This window comes from Streptomyces sp. NPDC050619 (genome assembly GCF_040654815.1).
In the GTDB taxonomy this organism is placed as follows: Bacteria; Actinomycetota; Actinomycetes; order Streptomycetales; family Streptomycetaceae; genus Streptomyces.
On sequence record NZ_JBFAIR010000029.1, the window covers coordinates 1 to 18,354 of the forward strand.

Genomic DNA, 18,354 nt, shown 5'->3' on the forward strand with positions numbered 1-18,354 from the left:
CGGGCTCTACCGGACCCTGACCCAGGACGAGGCCGACAACACCAAACTCCAGGACACCCCGCTGACCATCCCGGTCCACCTGATCACCCAGGCCGCCCTCGCCGACATATTCCTGCCGACCGTCCAGGGCCCCCCGCCGCCACGGTGGAATCCCGGTTCAGCAGTGACAACCTCGTCGCCGACGTCGACGCCTACAACCTCTCCCAGTATCTGCACGGCACGGACGGCGAGAACGGCGGCAACGGGGACGACAGACTGCTGTCCGACGCCCTGTTCACGTATCACTTCTGGGATGGACCGAACCGCTCGGCGAAGCGGTTCACCCACTTCTACGAGACCCGGTTCGGCGGCAGCGCGAGCACGTTCCGGTCGACCGTGCGGAACATCCTGCTGAACTTCGAGTTCTTCTCCGCATTCGACTTCGGCAAGAGGTTCTTCCTGCCCGAGGACGAAGGCCAGTGGCCGGAGAACATTCCCTCGGGCGAACTCGCCTCGTTCGTCGAGGGAATGCACACCGTCTTCACCCGACGTACGGAAGGGGAATAGCATGCGCCGCACCATCACGCGCCGGGGCGCCCTCGCCGCCGGGGCCGCCACCGCCGTGGCCGTCTGGACCACCCAGGCCGGCCCGGCTGCCGCGGCCCCGGGCGCCGCCTTGAACAGGCAGAGCGCCAAGTGGACCCGGGACAGATCCGTGAACGGCTGGCCCATCACCCCCGACGCCGTCAGCACCCACCTCGTGGAGGGCTCGAGAGCCTCCGTGGACCTGCGTAACGGCACGGCGGCAACCGTCCTCCTGCACATAGCGCGTCGCTGGCACTACGAGATCGCCCCACTCGACACCGGCCAGGGCGGCGGCATCAGCGGCCACACCACGAGGCGGACCGTCGCCGCGGAGTTCGAATCGACCTACCTCTCCGGCACCGGACTCTGCCTCCACCCTGCCGCCTACCCCCTCGGCGGCTCCGAGGAGCTGTGGCCCCACCACGAACTGATCGTGCGGGACATCCTCCTGGACTGCGAAGGCACGGTCGTATGGGGCGGCGACCTCGATCCCGTGAAGCGGTCGCACTTCCACATCGCCGCCGGGCCGGACAGCGACACTCTCGCCCGCGTCACCGAACGGCTGTCCCCGCTGCCCGGCGTCGGGCGGACCCGCGGACCGGGGGCGGTCCGAGACCCGGCCCATCCCTCCAGGCACGTCAAGGCACGCCGACTTGAACGCACCCAGAACAGCTGAAGCGGGGCCTGGGGAACCTCGAACAATGCAGGGTCACCTAGGCGTCACTTTGGGCAATCCTGTGCGCGGCAAGCACAACCAGCTGATCCGATCCGAGGGGGACACATGAACAACAGAGGGTGGAAGCTTGGGCTCGTCGCGCTGAGCGCGGCGATGGCGACCGTACTTCCCATGAGCTCGGCGCAGGCGGCCTACGCGAGCAACTCCGGTTCCTACGGGACCACGTTCGTCGACGGCGACGGCGCCCTCACCGACGACTTCGGCGACCACTTCGAGGAGCTCGGCAACTCGCTGTGCTACGGCTGTGGGGAGTCGTCAAGCACCGACATCGTCGTGCTCTGGCAGGCCATCCTGGTCGCCGAGCACTACCTGGACTTCCAGGATGTCGACGGGGACTTCGGACCCAAGACCAAGGAGGCCACCATCAAGTGGCAGCAGAGCCGCGGGCTCGCCGGCGACGGCATGGTCGGGGACGCCACCTGGAGCAAGGCAGACGACCGGCTCGCCTGGGTCGGCTCGACCGTGCGCTACAAGAGCGCCGGCCTCTTCGGGTTCGTGGAACTCCACCGGGGCGACACCACCAAGTCCCAGGACGGCGGCGCCTACCACTTCCACAAGGTCATGCAGGGTGACGGCGTCCATGTCTACGACAGCACCGGCACCCGCATCTTCCACCGGGTCAAGACCATCAGCTACTAACGTCCCGCGCGCAGCGCGCGCCATGTCTGCGGGCCGACGAGTCCATCCGCGTCCAGACCCGCCTGCTTCTGGAAGGCGACGACGGCTCCGTGCGTCATGGGGCCGAAGTCGCCGTCCACTTCGCCGACTTCGGTGATGCCGTGCAGGTACCGCAGCAGGCACTGGAGTTCACGGACCTGGCTGCCGCCGTCGCCCCGCGGGAGGGTGAAGTCCCAGGTGCCGTTCTCACCCGCCGTATAGCCGCGGCCGTACTTCTCGTCCTCGTACACCTTGGGCTTCTCGCAGCTGGGCGGTGCCGATGCGGCGGCCGGGCCTCGTCCCGGAGACTGTAGGTCACGGTCGCGGCGCTCAGCAGGCCGCCGCCACGAGCGCGCCGACCAGTGCGGGGCGTCGCCGCCGGGGGCGAAGGCGTGGCAGGCGGGGCGAGCGGCCGGTGCCCGCGGCGTCCTCCACGCGGCGCAGTAGTTTCTGGGCGGTGGGGCGTTCGGCGTGGGTGGGGGCCAGACAGTCACGGACGATCTCCCGCCAGGCATCCGGGAGTTCGGGCGACAGGCGGAGTTCCTCGGTGCCGCGCGCGTAGCGCGTCGCCGCGTCGCAGCGGGCCTCCGTGGTGCTGCCCGGGAACGGGAAGGCACCGGTCAGCACGGTGTGCGCCAGGACGCCGAAGGCCCATACGTCCGCCGACGGGCGGATACGGGTTCCCCGCTCGTCGATCTCCGGCCGGAGAAGTTCCGGCGGGGTGTAGTCGGGGGTCGCGAACGGAGGCGCATACGCGTGCGTGCCCTTGAGTTCGGCGGCCATGTTGAAGTCGGCCGGCCTCGCCGAAGAGTCCTTCATCAACAGGGCGTTGGCCGGCTTCAGGTCGCCGTGCACTCAGCCCGCGTGGTGCAACTGGTACAGGCCCTCGCAGATCTGCGCGAGCAGCGCTGGGCCCGCGTCCGGCGTCGGCGTGTGGTCGAGTACGGCGTCCAGGGAACCCTCGGCCCGTTCCAGTACGAGGACGGTGGCGCCGTCGAGCTCGGGGTGACCGGGGTCGTCGACGGTCAGGCTGTCGTACATCCGGATCAGGCGCGGCGCGCGCAGCTTGCCCAGCAACTCCACCTCCCGCTCGCCTCGCCTTATGCTTCGACCTCGTACACGCGGACGACCTCGTGGTGCTCGCCCCGGCCGTGAGCGAGGTGGCCCGATGACCGAGCAGTCGTACGCGATTGCCGTCCCGAAGGGCTACACGGTCGGACCCTGGGAGGTCCGCACACTGCTGGCGTCCGGCGCGTTCTCCACGGTCTACGCGGCCCGGCGCACCGGCACCCCGGCTGAGGGGCTGCCCGACCGGGCGGCGCTGAGGTTCCTGCCGACCGGCACCCGCACCCCGCGCCAGTTGCGCCACCTTAGAGAACTGGCCGTTCCAGTAGACCGCGGAGCGGCTGGCCCCGGGCCAGACCGGCCGCAGGCGTGCCACCAGCTCGTCCACAGCGGGCAGCGGTGTGTGGAGCTCGCCGCGCAGGCGGGGCTCGCACAGCCCGGCAAGGACCGCGAAGTAGCGCTTCGTACGGTCCAGGGCGAAGGCCGGTGCGGTCAGCGTTCCCGCGAGTCCGTGGCGGTCCACGCTGCGGAAGGCGTGGTCGAGAGCCCAGACATCGAAGGTGAGCAGATCGCCCGCCGCGGGAAGCACCACCCGCGAGAACTCGAACGACACCGGCGCGTCCAGCCTGCCCGGCGCGACCTTGATGTGCTCGCCGGCGCCTTCCGGGTCAGCGCTTCTGCTCTGGCGGCTGCAGTCACTGGTGGCACAGACTGTCCGCCGCCTGAAGTCCCAGCACCGCACCCCTGAAGGCCAGTTCCCAGTTGAGCGTTTTCTGCGGACAGGATCAATCCCACCAGAAGTCCCAGCGGTGGGCGCCGGTGATCCGCTCGGCGTATGCGGCCAGTGTGTACGGCCTGCTGCCCTGCCAGATGTTGTCTGGGCAGAAGGCGAAGTGCTCGGCTGCGACCAGGAGAGCCTCACTCTCGCCTGCAGGCGGCGCAGCGACACTGAGGTGCAGCGTGGAAAACCCGACCGCTACAACACGGGCGCCGAACCGGTGCTCCCAGTCGCGGACGACCGCGGACGACTTGGTGGTGTCGTTGTCGTAGTTGCAGGGGCCGGCCCAGCCCGCGGCCGTCAGCGCCTCGGCACCGGATGCTGCGGCGACGAGCCCCAGACGCGTCTGTGGGCGGTCAGCGAGGAACGCCTGCGCGAACTCGGCGGCCAGTTGATCGGGGTTCGTTGCCGTCTCCCGACTGGGCGGGAGACCGGGCCAGGTCTGCCCGAAGGGAGCCGTGACGGCGAGGCGCCTGTCGGCGTCGAGCATGTCGTCTTCGTCGACCGCTGTGTAGGTATCCCACCACCGTGCGAGGAGGCCGGTAGAGTCGTGGCTCGCCGGGGAGGACATCTGCTCGGGAAAGACCTCTCCGGATCCCCACGGACGGAGTTCGCCGTCGTTCCGATCCAGCGAGTCGAGCAGCAGCGGCCACAGGCCGGAACGTGTGTGTTCGGCGTGCATCCGCGTCCACAGCTCGATCGCGGCCGGCCCGTCACTGAGCCACAGGGGCTGTACGTCTCCGTCGCCTTCATCGGACGTGACCATCCGACCGGGCGGAAGGCGACCCTCAGCGGAACCGGCGAGCAATTCCGTCAGGTGTCCCACGTTCATGGCGGGCACCCTAACCGGGTGCACTGACAAGGATCGCCTGCTCAGCAGCGGCGGGCGTCGAGCGCTTCGTCGTTGTTCCACAGGACGGGCATGGCGCCGACGGGTTCGAACCGGATCTGTGGGTCGTTGTTCTGGACCAGGCCGATCAGGCGGCGGCGAAGTACGGCTGCCTGGCGGGCCTGGTCGGCGATGATGTCCAGGGCAACCTGCGCCGCCCTGGGGCAGGTCGTCGCGAACCGGTCGTAGTCGGTGAAGACGAGGACCAGTCCGGCGCCTTCGGGAGCATCGTCGTAGCCGCCGTAGCAGGCCACGTCGCCGAGGCAGTCGTTGAGGGCGTCCAGGTTGTGCCCGTAGTAGTCGGGGAAGTCCAGGGCCGCGCCCATGGCGCGGTGCATGTCTCGTTCCGTGTTCCATTGGCCGGCTTCGAGGCGGACGTGACGAAGGTGTTGATCATGTACTCGATGCCGGAAAGCCGAGTCGTCGCGGTGGGCTGCGCCGCTTCGCTCCGGTAGGCATCGAGGAGGCAGAAGAACTCTTCGACGGAGGTCGAGCCGTCGGGGGGCGCTCGATGTCGGCTGCCCAGCCGAGCGCGCTGCTGCCGCCAAGGCATGTCCCTAGCCATTGGTTGAAGGCTCCGCCAGGCCAGAAGTCGCAGGGGTCGTCGATGGAGTGCACGCCGAGGGCTACCTGGTAGCCGATGAGCATGGACTGCAGGTGTTGGAGTGAGCCGCCGGGCAGCCACATACCGGGCGGAGACTGATCTGAAGCGGAGACGCGAACTCTTGAACCCGGCGAGGTCACGTAGCGGTAGCACTGGGAGGGAGGGTGTGTGGCCGTTGTCTCGAGGTCCACGACGGTGGGCTGAGCCGGTGAGCGTGCCGCGGGAGGGCTGCCGAGGTCGGTGTCGGTGGTGCCGTGGATGATCGGGCGCATGACACATGGTTCTCGCGATGCCCTTCGGGCTCTCGCCGTGCAGCATCTTTCACCGGAGATTGCCGAGAAGTGGGTTGGTCTGCTTCGCCCTGGTGTGCGTCTGGAGGCAGCGGGCGGCTCTGACGATGGCGTCGGTCGGCTCGGGGGCCTCCCGTCCTTGCCGGTCGATGTGGAGTGGCCGGTGTGGGATGGGCGCGGTCCGCTCTCTTTCGTCGCCTCGATCGACTGCGGACGCCTGCCGACGGCTGCGCTGGACATTGATCTGCCCGCGGCAGGGACGCTGCTGTTCTTCTACTTCGACGGGCAGCTGGACGACGGTGAAGCTCTCGTCCTTGCTGAGAACCGGGAGAGCCGGGCGGGCGCCCGCGTGCTCTATGTGGCGGCTGACGAGGAGGTGGCTGAGCGTGGGACGCCTGCCGGGCTCAAGCCGTATCCGGCGGTTCCGCTGGCGGCTCGGGTGGAGATGACGGCGACCGAGCCCTGGCATCCGTCCGTACGGGCCGCCTTCGCCCCGGGTGCCCCGCTGGGGAACCGGTACGACCACCCCGTCTGCTCGCAGGAGTTCCTCGACGCGCTGTGGGAGTTCGACGACGAGGTAGGGCACCAGATCGGGGGCCACGCTCACTCGGTGCAGAACCCGGTCGAGATCGAGATCACGGAGGCGGTCCTGGACGGCGAGGTGCCCTGGGACGACCCGCGGCTGTCCGAGGAAGCGGGCAACTGGGTGTTGCTGGCCCAGTTCGACAGCGAGCATGCCGCGGACATGATGTGGGGCGATGCCGGAGCCCTGTACTGGCTGATCCGCCCGGAGGACCTGGCCGAGCGGCGCTTCGAGCGGGCGATGTTCACCTGGCAGTGCAGCTGATGGCCTCCACGCCTCCCGCCTGGGGAGTCCAGTACACGCTGAGCCTGCCGAGCGAGGACGCTGCCCGCGCCGCCGCGGCTGAGCTGTCCGGGATGGGGCACCGTCTGACGGCAGTGCGCGCCCAGGACCACTTCCGGATCGTTCCGTCGAACTTCTGGTACGGCAGGCCGTCGATGGACCCGGAGCTGGAGGGGTGGTAGCAGGTCTTCTCGCTGGCCATCTACAGCGGGTACGAGCGGATGGCTCTCGAGCCGTTCTTCCGGAGTGAACGGATTCGGGTGGCCAGCGTGGCCCGTGCCCACAGCGGTTTCCAGCAGGGGTACAGCGAGGGGCATGCCGCGACTCTCGAAGGAGTCTTCACACGGGACGGCCTGGTCCATGAGCGGGCCGGCGCTGACGTCGCCCTTCCGAGTCCTCTGCCCAAGGATCCCGCGCGGCCTCCGGCCGGTCCGCCGTGGAAGAGCAGTGAGGTCGGTGAACCCGCAGCGGTGGTCCAGGCCGTGGTGTCGGTCGCAGAGCGCATGCACGGCAGCGCAGAGGACGTTCCGGATGCCGTGGGGTGGCTGCTCGATGAGGAGTTCGCGTTCGGCGAGCCCCATGGGTCGACGGGGGAGTTCCTCGGCGATCTCGCGGATGCTGTGGCCCACCAAGGCACCTGCACGGACAGCACGGTCGAAGCCGTCCCGTTCATGGTCGAGCTGGCCTGTGACGACGATGTGCCTGAGGGCACTCGGATCGTCCTGCTCGGCGATCTGCTGCGGCTCGCCGTCACCGGCCCAGCCTCAGCGGTCTCTCTGGCGGACCGCACCGCCGCTCTCGGCGGAACGTGGCAGGAGGGCGCGGCCGACTACCTGACGCGCCACGCCATCGGTCAGGCGTTGCCGCGCCTCATAGCGCGCTGGGACGACGAGGGTGATGCTGCTCGCTTCGTTCTCGCCGCTCTCGCAGCAGCCTGTGGAATCCGGGACGTGCCGGCCCCGGCCCGGCTACTCGCGGGCAACCGCACTGCCTTGAGCGATGCTGTGAGCCGTGTTTCGTCCTGGCTGCCCCAAGCGGCAGAGCGGGCTGCCAGCCCCCATGTGGCCCCACGAGATCTCGCACAGGCCGTCCTACCAGACCTCATTATGGAGGACGTCAGCGCGGCAGTGGATTGGTGAGACCTGGTGAGCCGGTGGCCAGCCGACGTGGTGCAACGAACCCATGCCACTCGACACATTGACGATCACCGGGCTCGCGGACTTGCGCAGCAAGGGCAGGAACGCGTGCGTCACCCGGACGAGCCCAATGACATTGACCTCGAACACCGCGCCGGCGTGAGCGGCCGCGATCTGATCGGCGGGGACGTGGGGTTCGTAAACTCCTGCGTTGTTGATGAGGACGTCGATGCCCCCTCGCGCGCCAGGACGTCGTCGGCGGCCGCCTGGCCGCGCTCCGGATCGCGAGCGCCGACGAGGACGGTGTGGCCGGCCTCGATCAATCGGCGGGCGGTCTCGTACCCGAGGGACTTGTTGGCTCCTGTGACGAATGTCGTCGTCATGCGTTCACCCTCGGCCAGTGGCGAGAGGAGAACCAGTGCCCTCCGCGACGGTAGGGCCGCCAGTACCAGGCACAACGGCTGTCCAGCGGACACAATGGTCGAGTAGACGAGACCCTTGGCACCGCACTGCGCCGCTGGCGCGACCGGCTTTCCCCCACCGACGTCGGGAGGACTTCACGGCCCGGACGACGTGCGGTGGGGTTGCGACGCGAGGAACTGGCCGACCTCGCAGGAGTGTCGGTCGACTACCTGGTACGGCTGGAGCAGGGGCGCGCCACGAGCCCTTCGCCGCAGGTCCTCGCGAGCCTGGCCAGGGCACTGCAGCTGCGACCCATGGAGCGCGATCACGCCTATCGGCTGGCCGGCCTCCTCCCGCCACAGGAGGGGACGATCTCTGCGCACGTCCCGGCGGGGGTCCAACGGATGCTGGCTCGCCTCGGGGAGTTCCCCGTGGGCGTGTTCAGCGCCGACTGGACGTTGTTGTCCTGGACTCCGGCATGGGCAGTGCTGCTGGGCGACCCCAGCGCACGGACACACGCCGAGCGAAACCTGGTGCGGGCGGTCTTCGCCACGGGGCCCAGCGGGCTCGCGGCCTGGCCGGTGCAACCGGAGGGCGACGCCCTGAACCCTGCCCTCGTCGCCGATCTGCGGACAGCACTCGTCGACTACCCGCGCGACCGTGGACTGACCGCCCTTGTCGCGGAACTACGCTCCACCAGTGCGGAGTTCGCCCGGCTGTGGGACGAGGGCGCGGTCGGTCCGCACGTCTCGGCCCGCAAGACCGTCGTGCATCCCCAGGTCGGCGAGGTGACGTGCGACTGCGATGTACTCACCGTCCCGGGCTGCGACGTCCGGCTCGTTGTCTACACGGTGGCCGCGGGTTCCGCCGATGCGGAGAAGCTGGAGTTCCTGCGGGTCACGAACGGCGTCAACGCCGATGGATCCTCCCCTCCGGGGCCCGGCCTGCTCTCGGTGCCGTGACGACCTGGTCGGCCGATCCCTTCAGCCGATAGAGGTCATGCCGTCATGAGCGTGCGGGGAGCGCCGGTGATCGCGCGCTCCGACAAGCGGGACGCCGTCACGCCACGGAAGACGCGGGGACGCGCCGACGCACCGGATGAGCGCTTGGTCCGGTGATCAGTGGTGGGCCCAGGTGTACGCGAATACGCTGACGCAGCGTTGTTTCTGGAGGAACGGATGAGTCTCGCGATGCATGCCGTCGCACTGTATTTGCGGGTCACTGCCAAACCCCGCTCGTCGACCGCGGCGCGTGCCCGGAACAGGATGCACAAGCCGAAGGGGTCCGCACAGCCACCGGTCGCGCTGCGCCGGCGTCACGACGTGTCCGTGCGGCAGGTCGCCGGGTTCGCCTGCTGGACCGTCCTGCCACGCGGGAAAGCGGCCACCCGCGGTGCGGTGTATCTGCACGGCGGGGCGTACACCAGCGAGATCATCACACAGCACTGGGCCCTGATCGGCGCGTTGGCCGACGCGGGCGTCCACGTCGAGGTGCCTCTCTACGGCCTGACCCCGCAGCACACCTACCGCGAGGCGTATCCACTGGTGATCCAGGTGTACCGGCAGCTGCTGGAGCGGTTGCCCGCCGCGGCGGCGACCCTCGCCGGCGACTCGGCCGGCGCCGGCCTCGCGCTCGGCGTCGCCCGGGAACTCTCGGCGGCGGGGCTGCCGCAGCCCCGCCGGATCGTCCTGATCTCCCCCTGGCTCGACCTCACGCTCAGCCAGCCAGCGGTGCAGACCGTCGCACCGCACGACCCATGGCTGTCCCCGGCCGGCCTCGTCGAGATGGGCCACGCGTGGGCGGGTGGCGACGATCCGGCCGCCCCGCGCCTGAGCCCGATCAACAGCCCGCTGAACGGCCTCGCATCGGTATCGGTGTACATCGGCACCCGCGACATCTTCTACCCGGATGTGCGCCGGCTGCGCGAGCGTGCCACCGCCGAGGGAGCACCGCTCGAAGTGACGGTCTGTGCGGGCGCCGTGCACGTCTACCCGCTGACCCCCACCCCCGAAGGCCGGGCCGCGGCCACCCGCATCGTGAAGGACATCTCTCAGTGATGCCCGGCGGCCTCCTCAAAAGGGCTGACGCTGTTGTCCTCGTTCGCCCAGCGCGTCAGGCAGTGGGGCGGTCGAGGAGGCGGGCCGCGAATTCGATCGCCCGGTCAGCCCGCGCACGGTCTCCGGAGACGAGAAGGTCGAGCTGGAGGTCCCGAACTGCGCGAGGAGGAGGGGGGCCGAAGCCCGTGATCCGTCCGTGGCCGAGGAACTCGGTGTTCATCACGAGGCTCTGCGCGGCTGCATCCGCGAGGCCGAGGCTGACGCCGACGACCTGCTCACCCCGCACAACCGCGCCGAGCCGACCGGCAAGGAAAATGCCTACCCCAAGCGGTCGAACGAGGTCCGCGGACGGCTCTTCCGGGCAGCGACGCCACGCTTGGGGAGCCACTGCGCCTATAGATGAGGCCGGTGCCTTGAGGGACCTGTGCCGAGCCGGCGGGAGATCACTACGGTCTCGCACCACTCAAACGTGCCGCCGATCAGGTCGACGTCGCCGTTCGAGCGGTGAACGCCACGACGGACCGACGGTCCCGGTGCCTCAGTTCTCCAGGACGAAGATCGGCTTGTGGCCGGCTCGGTCGGAGGTCAGCACGTCGGGGATTTCGTCCCAGCCGTAGATTCCGCTGGTGACCAGCTCGGGGTGGAGCGTGCCTGCGGCCACCGCCTCAAGGGTGGGTGTCATGTTCGGTCGCGCGTGTCCCTTGCCGTTGTGGAAGTGGACCCCGCGCTGGTACAGCGCGAGCAGGGGAAGCTGGACGTCGTCGAAGTAGATGCCGACGCTGTTGACGTGGCCCTCGGGCATGACCGACAGCAGTGCCTTGCGCAGCCGCTCGGGGGCGCAGCTGGCGTCCACGGCGAGGTGGAAGTCCTTCTCACGCTTGCCGTGGATGTCGTGGACCTCGGCGCCGAGTTGCTCGGCGACCTTCATCCTGACCGGGTCGTCGTCGTAGTAGACGGTGCGGGCGCCGGCGCAGTGGACCGCAACGTCGACGCAGTACAGGCCGATGGAACCGGTGCCGCCGAAGACCGCGATCTTCGGGTCGGGGATCCCGGCGACGGTCGGCATCACCGTCTCCCAGCCGAGCGCGAGGTTGTCGCCGATCGAGGCCAGATGGACCGGGTCGACTCCGGCGGGCAGCTTCGCCAGGTTGAAGTCCGCGTAGGGGACGCGGATGAGTTCGTCGAAGGTCCCGCCCCAGGCCCCGTTCACCGGAAGACCGTACTGGGCGTCGCCGTGGAGGAGACAGCGGGCGGGGTGTCCGAGCCTGCACTGGGCGCAGGTGCCGCACGCTATGTGCCACGCGACGCCGACGACGTCGCCGACCGCTACGTCCGTGCAGTCGGGGCCGACCTCGACCACTGTGCCTACGCACTCGTGGCCGATCGGGAACGGGCCGAATCCGGAGAACGGGGTCTTGTCGCCGATGACATGGTGGTCGAGATCGCACGTCGTGGCCGCGAGCGGGCGGACGAGCGCGTCGGTGCCCTCGACGATGGTGGGGGCGTCGACCTCGTCGAAGCGCAGCTGTCCGGGCGCGACGAACATCAGGCTCTTCATGGGAATGCTCCTCGTTTTCGTGGAGGGGACCGGGTCGGCCGGTTTGTCTGCCGACCCGGTCCCCGTTGGTCGGTCAGACGGCGCCGACGTCCGGGGCACCGGCGGGGATCGCGTCCAGGAACGCAGCCTGCAGGGGTGCGGCGAGTGCCTGCGCCAGTGCAGCGCCGACCTCCCGCATCGCGGCACCCTTCAAGTGCGCGCCCAGCGCCTCCTGGGAGGCCCACTTCTCGATCACGACGAATTCATCGGTGGCGTCCGCCTTGCGGTGCAGCGCATACCGCAGGCATCCGGGCTCGGCGTGCACCGCGGGCACCGCCGCCTTCAACGTTTTCTCGACCAGCTCTTCCTGGCCGGGCTTGGCGACCAGCGTCGCCATTACGACAACCGGATTGGCCATCGGATACCCCTCTCAACTTCAGCAATATAACACTCGTTATAATCAGTGGTAGATGAAGTACTCCGCCGTTCACAGCGCTCCGTGGGCGACCTCGCCGCAGCCGACGTCGAGGACGTCGCGGTGGTAGACACGGCTCCGACGCTCTCCGTGCGCCGTGCGCTCCGGCGGGCCCGGCTATCACTCACCGGTCGGCGAGTGGCCCGCCGACCCGTTAACGTGCCCACGGGCCCCTGCCCGCAGTTCCTTGCGCAGGATCTTGCCTGCCGACGATTTGGGTATCGCGGCCGTGAATTCGACGTCCCTCACCTTTTTGTACGGCGCGACCTGTGCGGCCAGGAAGTCCATCACCTGCTCAGCGCTCAACGCGGAATACCGGTGACGACGAACGCCTTCGGGATCTCTTCGCCCTCGGCGTCGACCACACCGATCACAGCGGCGTCGGCGATGTCCGGGTGGGTCAGCAGCAGCGCCTCGAGTTCGGCCGGCGCGACCTGGTAGCCCTTGTACTTGATCAGCTCCTTGATGCGGTCGACTATGTAGACGCATCCAGTGGAATCGACCCTCGCCAAGTCCCCTGTGTGCAGAAACCCGTCGGCGTCGAGAGTCGCGGCGGTGGCTTCCGGGTTGCCCAGGTAGCCCGCCATCACGTTCGGCCCGCGCACCCACAGCTCTCCCGGCTCGCTCAGCCCTTCCGCGGGTACGTCGATCTCGGCGCCGGTCGCGGGATCGACGAGTTTGTTGACCGTGTTGGGGACCGGCCAGCCGCTGGCAGCGATCGGCGCGCGGCGACCGGCGATCGCGACCCCGCCGTCGGCTACCGGCACGACGTGGCTGACCGGGCTCAACTCGGTCATGCCGTACCCCTGGACGACCGGCACCGACAGCCGCCGCGACACCGCCGCGCCGAGCTCCTCGTCCAGCGGAGCCGCGCCGCTGACGATCGCCCGCAGCGACGTAAGGTCGTAGGCATCCACCAGCGGGTGCTTGGCCAGGGCCACTGACAATACGGCCGCGTGCGGCCAGTGTTGAGTTGAGCAGAGCCGTCATGCCGTAGATGTGGAAGAACGGCAGGGCCGCCAGCACCACGTCGTCGGAGCGCAGTGCCAGGACCGGTGCGAGCTCACCGGCGTCGGGCCAGGCCATGCCCGTCGCTTCCTGAGCCGCCGACGCCAACGCCGTCACCGTCACCGTCACCAGTGTCCGCGCCCCGGCGGCGGTCAACTGCTTGGCCATCTCTGCGGCGGTGGACAGCAGGTTCACCGTGGTCACGGTGGCTCCGGCCCGCAGGATCCCGTGGAAGGCGACCGCGAACGCCGGGGTGTTCGGGCACAGCAGTGCCACCGCGTCACCGGGGCCGATGCCACACTCCACCAGTTCGGCGGCGAATCCGTCGACACGCGTCTTCAATGACCCGTACGTCACAACGATTCTCCGGATTCCGCGGAGACCAGCGCGACCCGCTCCAGGTCAGCGGAACTCAGACCCGCGAACGGGAATTCGTGCAGCGCCAGATCAGGCAGCTCCACGTCGGCATGGGGACTGGCGAAACTCATGAATGCACCTTCGATTCAAACGTTCCCTGACCACTGATCGGTCGTCTTTTGCTATTCCAGCGCCGCGAAAGCTGCGCTGACGTACTGAATCGTGCGGTCGCTGCCGAGCAGCCCGGGGCCCATCTTGTTCATGACGTAGGAGATCGTGGCCCGGCGTTCGGTGTCGATCACGACCACCGATCCGCCCCATCCCGTCCAGAAACAGATCCGTCCACGGGGGAGATACGGCACCGCGGGCGAAGGCAGGGCGTAACCGATACCGAATCGCAGATGCGCCCCCAGCACCAGATCCGGGCCGTCGGACTGCTGACTGAAGATCAGCTCGATGGTTTGCGGCGACAGCAGCCGTACACCGTCGAGCGCGCCGCCGCAGGCGACGACCGAGTGGATTCTGGCGAGCGACCGGGCATTGCCGTGGCCGTTGGCGGCGCCGATCTCGGCGCGACGCCATTCGGGAGTCCACGACTCGTCCGCCGTGCCCAGAGGGCCGGTGAAGGTCTTCATCCACACGCCGTCCGGATCGGCGCCGGCGAGGTCCGTCGACCGGAACGGCGGCGGCGGAACGACATCGGCGACCCTGCCGAATTCGGAGTCCGGCAAGCCGATGTGGAAGTCGGCGTCCAACGGACCGGCGATCTCCTCCGCGACGAACCGGCCCAGTGTCCGCCCGTCGATCCGCCGGATCAACTCGCCCACCATGTGCCCGTAGTTCAGCAGGTGATACCCCGAGGCCGTCCCCGGGGGCCACCACGGCGCCTGCGCGGCCAGCCTGGCCGTCGCCGTCGGCACGTCGCAGACGTCCGCGACGGTCACCGGCCGCTCCCACCCCGAGACACCGGAAATGTGGGACAACAGGTGCCGGACCAGCACACTCTCCTTGCCCTGGGCTGCGAACTCCGGCCAGTACCGGGCCACTGGGGCGTCGACGTCCAGCAGTCCCCGCTCGACCAGCAGCAACGCCGCCAGGGACGTGACCGTTTTCGTACACGACCAGACATTCGTGATCGTGTCGCGCTGCCACGGCACGGTACGGCTCGGGTCGGTCCATCCGCCCCACAGGTCGACCACCGGTTCTCCGTCGATGGCGACGGCGATCGAGGCGCCGAGTTCCTCGCCCGAGTCGAGGCTCTCGGAGAGCCGTGCGCCCATCTCCGCGAAGCGTGGGTCACACACGCCGTCCAGGTGTGCCACGGTCAGCCTCCCAGTCGGCGATCGTCACCGGCCGCCGAGCCGCCATCGAGCAGTACGAACGCCGCACGGGGCACTCCGCGCAGCTCGCGGCGGAGATTCGCGCGTGCGACGTCGGCAGCGTCCAACGGATAGGTCTGGTGCATCCGCCACGGGCTGCGGTCGCCCTGCCGGGGGAAGGTGGCCACGCCCCGCTGGACGTAGCTCGACGCCAGCTCGATCATGGGCTTCTCGCGCACCCCGGGCTCCGCGGGTACGGTGACCACCGCGAGGTCCGCGCGGCGCATGTGGTTGAGGATCCGGCACACCAGTCGCGCGGTGAGATCCGCCCGCATCGTCCAGGACAGGTTGACGTAGCCGAAGCAGAGCGCGAAGTTCGGCACGTCGCTCAGCATGGCGCCCCGCCACAGCATGTGACGCGCGGGCTCGACCAGCTTGCCGTCGACGCTCACGTCGATGTGGCCCAGCGCCAGCATGCGCAGCCCGGTCGCCGTCACCACGATGTCAGCCGGTAGCACCGCCCCCGACCGCAGCTGAATGCCCTCGGCTACGAAGGCGTCGATGTGATCGGTGACCACGTCGACTTCCGCGCGCTTGATCGCCTTGAACAGGTCCGCGTCGGCCGTGACGCACACCCGTTGGTCCCACGGCGCGTAAGGCGGCGTGAAGTGCTCACGCACCGCGTCCTCGCCGATCCGCCGTGTGGCGGCTGTCGTCAGCAACGTCCGCGCCCGGTCCGGGAACCGCCGGCAGTAGTGGTAGAACCCGTTGGCGTAGGCGGCGTTCCGAGCCCGGATGACCCGATGCGCCAACCCGGCGGGCAGACGCCTCCGAAGCTTGTCGGCGAACCGGTCCCGGCGCGGCAGCGAACTGACCCATGTGGGCGTGCGCTGCAGCATGGTCACCTTCGCCGCGTCGCGCGCCATCGCGGGGACCACCGTGATCGCGGTCGCGCCGCTGCCGATCACAACAACACGCTTGCCGGCGTAGTCGAGTTCGTCGGGCCAGAACTGCGGATGCACCACCGTGCCGGTGAACGACTCAACTCCCGGGAACTGCGGGTCATGTCCGCGCTCGTAGTCGTAGTAGCCAGTACATGTGAAAAGGAACGAGCACGTCACAGTGGACCGCTGAGGCCCGTCCTCGCCTCCGGTCCGCTCGATGGTCACCGTCCAGCGAGCCGTCTCACTGCACCAGTCCGCCTCCACCACCTTGGTGCCGCAATGGACATGGCGGTCGATACCGAACTGCTCGACGGTGCGCCGCAGGTAGTCGAGGATCTCGCCTCCGTCGGCCATGGAATTCCCGCCGGTCCACGGCTGGAACGGAAAACTGAGCGTGTAGATATCGGAGTCGGCGCGGACTCCGGGATACCGGAACAGGTCCCACGTCCCGCCCAGGGATTCACGGGCCTCCAGCACGGCGTACGAGCGATCGGGACACTGCGACTGCACTCGGTACGCGGCGTCGATACCGGAGATTCCCGCGCCGACGATCACGACTTCGACGTGATCAGGCAGCGGAGAAGGGTGTGCGGAACTCGTCATGGCACCCGAGTATCGGGACGTTCCAGACCCTCTGCTTAACCTTGGGCGACAAAAATTTAACTCCGCGCGACACCGTTTGGTGCAGGTCCGATCTTGGCGTCACGACGGACCTGCGTGGGGGTTCTGCCGAACCATCGGCGGGCCGCGCGCGTGAGCGCCGCCTGTCCGGCCAACTCCACCAATGACGCGACCTGAGAGAACGGCATATCGGTCCCCGTCAGCAAGCGGTGGGCCGAGTTCTTACGTACGTCGTCGAGGATCGCCTGGAACGAGCTGCCCTCTTCCGCCAGTCGCCGCTGCAACGTACGCGGATGCATGTGCAGCCACTGCGCGACCATGTCGATCCGCGCGGGAACCGTACCCAGCGCACGACTGACCGCCGACCGCACCATGGTCGAGACACTGTCGCGGGGGTCGGTGTAGTGCGACTCCAAGTACTCCACGACCATGCGCCGCAGTTCGGGATTCACCGGGGTCGACATCGGCTGGGTGAAGAGCTTCGTCGGCACCCGCAGCAGGGCCTGGCCGGCGTTGAACCGGACCGGCGCGCCGAAGAACTTGGCGTACGCCGACTCGTCCGTCAGCGGTGGATGGGGCATATAGACCCCGAGGAGTTCGTATCCGCCGCTCATCGTGATGAGAATACGATGCAGTTGCCCCAGGCCCGCGTCGATGGTCTGGGGCTCATACGGAATATCTGGATGCAGCATCCGGTATTCGACTGCCCCCACCCCCGCATAGCGCTCAGGATCAGGCTCACGCGACAGACGAATAGCCTGGTTGTGCACGAACAGGAATCGGGACGCACAGTCCAGCCCTTCGCCGACCGTGTCGCAGTTGCCGACCGCCAAAGCCAACGGGCCGAGCATCGACATGTCCTGATAAGCGGCCAAACGCAACCCAAGATCCGGACAGTTCAATTTCTTCGCCGCGATGCGCAGGATTCGCCCGGCCGTCGCCGTCGGCAACAGTCCGTCCTCGGAATCCAGATCCCTGGGCGAAACACCGAACTCGGCCAACAGTCTCGCCCCGTCACCCCCGAGATCGTCGATCAATCGATCGATACCCCGGATTGCAGCGGCCCGGATCTCCATCTGCATACGCCAACCAGCTCTCCATCGCCAGGCCCGCGGGCTTCGTCAGCCCGGCCCGTCCACCGATTACGTGGGGGGACCGTCCGCAAGTCGGCAGGAAGCCGCCCGGGCGTGTGAAACATGCCCACGTCCGCCGCCTCGTCCGCGAGAAGCGTTCGCTCGCCGTCCATTCACAGGTCGGGGAACAGGGCGCGTGTCCGGTGAGGATCGGGTGCGACGAAGACACCCTCAGCTGTGACCAGGTCTGTGGTGTGGTCCGTCAGAGTAGTGATCGATCCGGCCACGAAGACCTTGCGGTTGTCCGTGCCGGTGACGCGAGCGAGGATCTGCAGGGGTGTCTCCAGCGGGACGGGCCGGTGGTAGCGCATCTGCAGGGAGACGGTCAGGCCGGCCATTCCGGCTGCCGTGCAGGTGCGCCCCATGAGTTCGTCCAGGAGCATGGCGCTCATGCCGCCGTGGCCGTAGCCGGGCGGGCCTGCGTGGGCGATGCCCAGGGTGCAGTGGCCGGCAAGGCCGTCTTCGGTGGGCGTGATGTGCACGGGCGGTGCCAGCGGGCTGCCGGCTCCGACGACCGGGCTGTAGATCCGTGTCCCCCCGGGGAACTCGTCCACCTCGGGGATCTCCGCCCGCGCGCGCCGCCGTCCCGTCAGTCGGCCGGTGACCCGACGTACGTCATCTGCCACGCGGTGGAGGGTCTCCGGGGAGTCGGCGGTGCGAACCGTGGCCTCCACCAAAGCGCGCAGTTCGCGGCCGAGGCGAGTGATGGCCGCTTTCTGGTGTTCCAGATCCTCGTCCGTAGCTCGCACAGGTGGAGTGTCGGCGTCGGTGGCCGACGTGTCGGTGAGGGAGGCGCGCCTCGGGTTTCTCGGTGCGGTGGGGTGGGGCGAGCTGTGAGTGCGGTCAGACATCGGTCAGCACATCGGCCGGGGCCGTTAGACGGATCATCGGCATCGACATAAGACGTACCTCTCTTC

At 68.6% G+C, this 18,354-nt stretch carries 21 protein-coding genes and 5 pseudogenes; 10 read left to right on the forward strand and 16 right to left on the reverse strand.

Annotation, left to right across the window (positions count from 1 at the left end; all coding sequences use genetic code 11):
* The first annotated feature begins 144 nt into the window (after positions 1 to 144).
* The 3 genes from AB0I77_RS36770 to AB0I77_RS36780 all read left to right on the forward strand — a co-directional run bounded on the left by AB0I77_RS36770 (position 145) and on the right by AB0I77_RS36780 (position 1,939).
* A complete protein-coding gene (locus AB0I77_RS36770) occupies positions 145 to 546 on the forward strand; it encodes a hypothetical protein (RefSeq protein ID WP_363287130.1) in 402 nt (133 codons plus the stop codon).
* A 1-nt stretch (position 547) separates the two neighbouring features.
* Entirely contained in the window at positions 548 to 1,240 is a 693-nt protein-coding gene (locus tag AB0I77_RS36775) for a hypothetical protein (RefSeq protein WP_363287131.1), read from the forward strand.
* Between the two features lie 105 nt (positions 1,241 to 1,345).
* Positions 1,346 to 1,939, forward strand: a complete 594-nt coding sequence (locus tag AB0I77_RS36780) for a peptidoglycan-binding protein (protein WP_363287132.1) — start codon at positions 1,346 to 1,348, stop codon at positions 1,937 to 1,939.
* Here the strand turns inward: AB0I77_RS36780 and AB0I77_RS36785 are convergent.
* Positions 1,936 to 2,208 carry a peptidoglycan-binding protein gene (locus AB0I77_RS36785; protein WP_363287133.1) on the reverse strand — a complete coding sequence of 91 codons (273 nt, stop codon included), beginning with the start codon at positions 2,206 to 2,208 and terminating at the stop codon, positions 1,936 to 1,938. The two genes, AB0I77_RS36780 and AB0I77_RS36785, sit on opposite strands and share 4 nt — an antisense overlap.
* Before the next feature lie 118 nt (positions 2,209 to 2,326).
* Positions 2,327 to 3,049 (reverse strand): annotated as a pseudogene (locus tag AB0I77_RS36790) (protein kinase); the annotation flags it as partial.
* A 76-nt stretch (positions 3,050 to 3,125) separates the two neighbouring features.
* Between AB0I77_RS36790 and AB0I77_RS36795 the strand changes: the two are divergent.
* Positions 3,126 to 3,341, forward strand: a pseudogene (locus AB0I77_RS36795) (protein kinase); the annotation flags it as partial.
* Here the strand turns inward: AB0I77_RS36795 and AB0I77_RS36800 are convergent.
* From AB0I77_RS36800 to AB0I77_RS36810, 3 genes and pseudogenes are all read right to left on the reverse strand, one after another.
* A pseudogene (locus tag AB0I77_RS36800) lies at positions 3,342 to 3,692 on the reverse strand (FHA domain-containing protein); the annotation flags it as partial.
* A gap of 115 nt (positions 3,693 to 3,807) precedes the next feature.
* Complete coding sequence (locus tag AB0I77_RS36805) at positions 3,808 to 4,566, reverse strand: DUF4253 domain-containing protein (RefSeq protein ID WP_363287134.1); 759 nt, start codon at positions 4,564 to 4,566, stop codon at positions 3,808 to 3,810.
* Positions 4,567 to 4,673: 107 nt separating this feature from the next.
* Complete coding sequence (locus tag AB0I77_RS36810; RefSeq protein WP_363287135.1) at positions 4,674 to 5,027, reverse strand: barstar family protein; 354 nt, start codon at positions 5,025 to 5,027, stop codon at positions 4,674 to 4,676.
* A gap of 719 nt (positions 5,028 to 5,746) precedes the next feature.
* Between AB0I77_RS36810 and AB0I77_RS36815 the strand changes: the two genes are divergently transcribed.
* From AB0I77_RS36815 to AB0I77_RS36825, 3 genes are all read left to right on the forward strand, one after another.
* Entirely contained in the window at positions 5,747 to 6,430 is a 684-nt protein-coding gene (locus AB0I77_RS36815) for a YwqG family protein (RefSeq protein ID WP_363287136.1), read from the forward strand.
* Complete coding sequence (locus AB0I77_RS36820; protein WP_363287137.1) at positions 6,430 to 6,630, forward strand: hypothetical protein; 201 nt, start codon at positions 6,430 to 6,432, stop codon at positions 6,628 to 6,630. Before AB0I77_RS36815 ends, AB0I77_RS36820 begins: the two co-directional genes overlap by 1 nt.
* A gap of 288 nt (positions 6,631 to 6,918) precedes the next feature.
* Complete coding sequence (locus AB0I77_RS36825; protein ID WP_363287138.1) at positions 6,919 to 7,587, forward strand: hypothetical protein; 669 nt, start codon at positions 6,919 to 6,921, stop codon at positions 7,585 to 7,587.
* Positions 7,588 to 7,623: 36 nt separating this feature from the next.
* On the opposite strand, the pseudogene AB0I77_RS36830 reads toward AB0I77_RS36825, so the two are convergent.
* Positions 7,624 to 7,967, reverse strand: a pseudogene (locus AB0I77_RS36830) (SDR family NAD(P)-dependent oxidoreductase); the annotation flags it as partial.
* A gap of 78 nt (positions 7,968 to 8,045) precedes the next feature.
* Here AB0I77_RS36830 and AB0I77_RS36835 point away from each other — a divergent pair.
* The 3 genes from AB0I77_RS36835 to AB0I77_RS36845 all read left to right on the forward strand — a co-directional run bounded on the left by AB0I77_RS36835 (position 8,046) and on the right by AB0I77_RS36845 (position 10,446).
* Entirely contained in the window at positions 8,046 to 8,948 is a 903-nt protein-coding gene (locus tag AB0I77_RS36835; RefSeq protein ID WP_363287257.1) for a helix-turn-helix transcriptional regulator, read from the forward strand.
* Positions 8,949 to 9,251: 303 nt separating this feature from the next.
* Complete coding sequence (locus AB0I77_RS36840; RefSeq protein ID WP_363287139.1) at positions 9,252 to 10,043, forward strand: alpha/beta hydrolase; 792 nt, start codon at positions 9,252 to 9,254, stop codon at positions 10,041 to 10,043.
* 196 nt (positions 10,044 to 10,239) lie between these two features.
* Complete coding sequence (locus AB0I77_RS36845; RefSeq protein ID WP_363287140.1) at positions 10,240 to 10,446, forward strand: hypothetical protein; 207 nt, start codon at positions 10,240 to 10,242, stop codon at positions 10,444 to 10,446.
* 135 nt (positions 10,447 to 10,581) lie between these two features.
* On the opposite strand, the gene AB0I77_RS36850 is transcribed toward AB0I77_RS36845, so the two are convergent.
* From AB0I77_RS36850 to AB0I77_RS36895, 10 genes and pseudogenes are all read right to left on the reverse strand, one after another.
* Positions 10,582 to 11,601 (reverse strand): alcohol dehydrogenase catalytic domain-containing protein, encoded by a 1,020-nt coding sequence (locus AB0I77_RS36850; protein WP_363287141.1) that lies wholly within the window; start codon positions 11,599 to 11,601, stop codon positions 10,582 to 10,584.
* 73 nt (positions 11,602 to 11,674) lie between these two features.
* Positions 11,675 to 11,998 (reverse strand): antibiotic biosynthesis monooxygenase family protein, encoded by a 324-nt coding sequence (locus AB0I77_RS36855; RefSeq protein WP_363287142.1) that lies wholly within the window; start codon positions 11,996 to 11,998, stop codon positions 11,675 to 11,677.
* 177 nt (positions 11,999 to 12,175) lie between these two features.
* Complete coding sequence (locus AB0I77_RS36860) at positions 12,176 to 12,361, reverse strand: hypothetical protein (protein WP_363287266.1); 186 nt, start codon at positions 12,359 to 12,361, stop codon at positions 12,176 to 12,178.
* The gene (locus tag AB0I77_RS36865) at positions 12,358 to 12,996 is read right to left on the reverse strand and encodes an AMP-binding protein (protein ID WP_363287143.1); all 639 of its coding nucleotides are present in this window, start codon (positions 12,994 to 12,996) and stop codon (positions 12,358 to 12,360) included. The genes AB0I77_RS36860 and AB0I77_RS36865 overlap by 4 nt, the downstream gene beginning before the upstream one ends.
* Before the next feature lie 235 nt (positions 12,997 to 13,231).
* Positions 13,232 to 13,420, reverse strand: a pseudogene (locus AB0I77_RS36870) (AMP-binding protein); the annotation flags it as partial.
* A complete protein-coding gene (locus tag AB0I77_RS36875; RefSeq protein ID WP_363287144.1) occupies positions 13,417 to 13,551 on the reverse strand; it encodes a hypothetical protein in 135 nt (44 codons plus the stop codon). The pseudogene AB0I77_RS36870 and the gene AB0I77_RS36875, both read right to left, overlap by 4 nt.
* Positions 13,552 to 13,602: 51 nt before the next feature.
* Positions 13,603 to 14,742: a serine hydrolase domain-containing protein gene (locus AB0I77_RS36880; RefSeq protein ID WP_363287145.1), complete on the reverse strand. Its 1,140-nt coding sequence runs from the start codon at positions 14,740 to 14,742 to the stop codon at positions 13,603 to 13,605.
* A 2-nt stretch (positions 14,743 to 14,744) separates the two neighbouring features.
* Positions 14,745 to 16,286, reverse strand: a complete 1,542-nt coding sequence (locus AB0I77_RS36885) for an NAD(P)/FAD-dependent oxidoreductase (RefSeq protein WP_363287146.1) — start codon at positions 16,284 to 16,286, stop codon at positions 14,745 to 14,747.
* A 56-nt stretch (positions 16,287 to 16,342) separates the two neighbouring features.
* Complete coding sequence (locus AB0I77_RS36890; RefSeq protein ID WP_363287147.1) at positions 16,343 to 17,386, reverse strand: AraC family transcriptional regulator; 1,044 nt, start codon at positions 17,384 to 17,386, stop codon at positions 16,343 to 16,345.
* A gap of 164 nt (positions 17,387 to 17,550) precedes the next feature.
* Positions 17,551 to 18,186, reverse strand: a complete 636-nt coding sequence (locus AB0I77_RS36895; protein WP_363287148.1) for a PaaI family thioesterase — start codon at positions 18,184 to 18,186, stop codon at positions 17,551 to 17,553.
* Between the last annotated feature and the right edge of the window lie 168 nt (positions 18,187 to 18,354).

Excerpts from the sequence above, each read along its gene's own strand:
- AB0I77_RS36890 (WP_363287147.1), bottom strand. The coding sequence starts at position 17,386 with ATGCAGATGGAGATCCGGGCCGCTGCAATCCGGGGTATCGATCGATTG.
- AB0I77_RS36775 (WP_363287131.1), top strand. The coding sequence starts at position 548 with ATGCGCCGCACCATCACGCGCCGGGGCGCCCTCGCCGCCGGGGCCGCC.
- AB0I77_RS36840 (WP_363287139.1), top strand. The coding sequence starts at position 9,252 with ATGCACAAGCCGAAGGGGTCCGCACAGCCACCGGTCGCGCTGCGCCGG.
- AB0I77_RS36885 (WP_363287146.1), bottom strand. The coding sequence starts at position 16,286 with ATGACGAGTTCCGCACACCCTTCTCCGCTGCCTGATCACGTCGAAGTC.
- AB0I77_RS36820 (WP_363287137.1), top strand. The coding sequence starts at position 6,430 with ATGGCCTCCACGCCTCCCGCCTGGGGAGTCCAGTACACGCTGAGCCTG.
- AB0I77_RS36875 (WP_363287144.1), bottom strand. The coding sequence starts at position 13,551 with ATGAGTTTCGCCAGTCCCCATGCCGACGTGGAGCTGCCTGATCTGGCG.
- AB0I77_RS36810 (WP_363287135.1), bottom strand. The coding sequence starts at position 5,027 with ATGCACCGCGCCATGGGCGCGGCCCTGGACTTCCCCGACTACTACGGG.
- AB0I77_RS36850 (WP_363287141.1), bottom strand. The coding sequence starts at position 11,601 with ATGAAGAGCCTGATGTTCGTCGCGCCCGGACAGCTGCGCTTCGACGAG.
- AB0I77_RS36780 (WP_363287132.1), top strand. The coding sequence starts at position 1,346 with ATGAACAACAGAGGGTGGAAGCTTGGGCTCGTCGCGCTGAGCGCGGCG.
- AB0I77_RS36805 (WP_363287134.1), bottom strand. The coding sequence starts at position 4,566 with ATGGTCACGTCCGATGAAGGCGACGGAGACGTACAGCCCCTGTGGCTC.
- AB0I77_RS36855 (WP_363287142.1), bottom strand. The coding sequence starts at position 11,998 with ATGGCCAATCCGGTTGTCGTAATGGCGACGCTGGTCGCCAAGCCCGGC.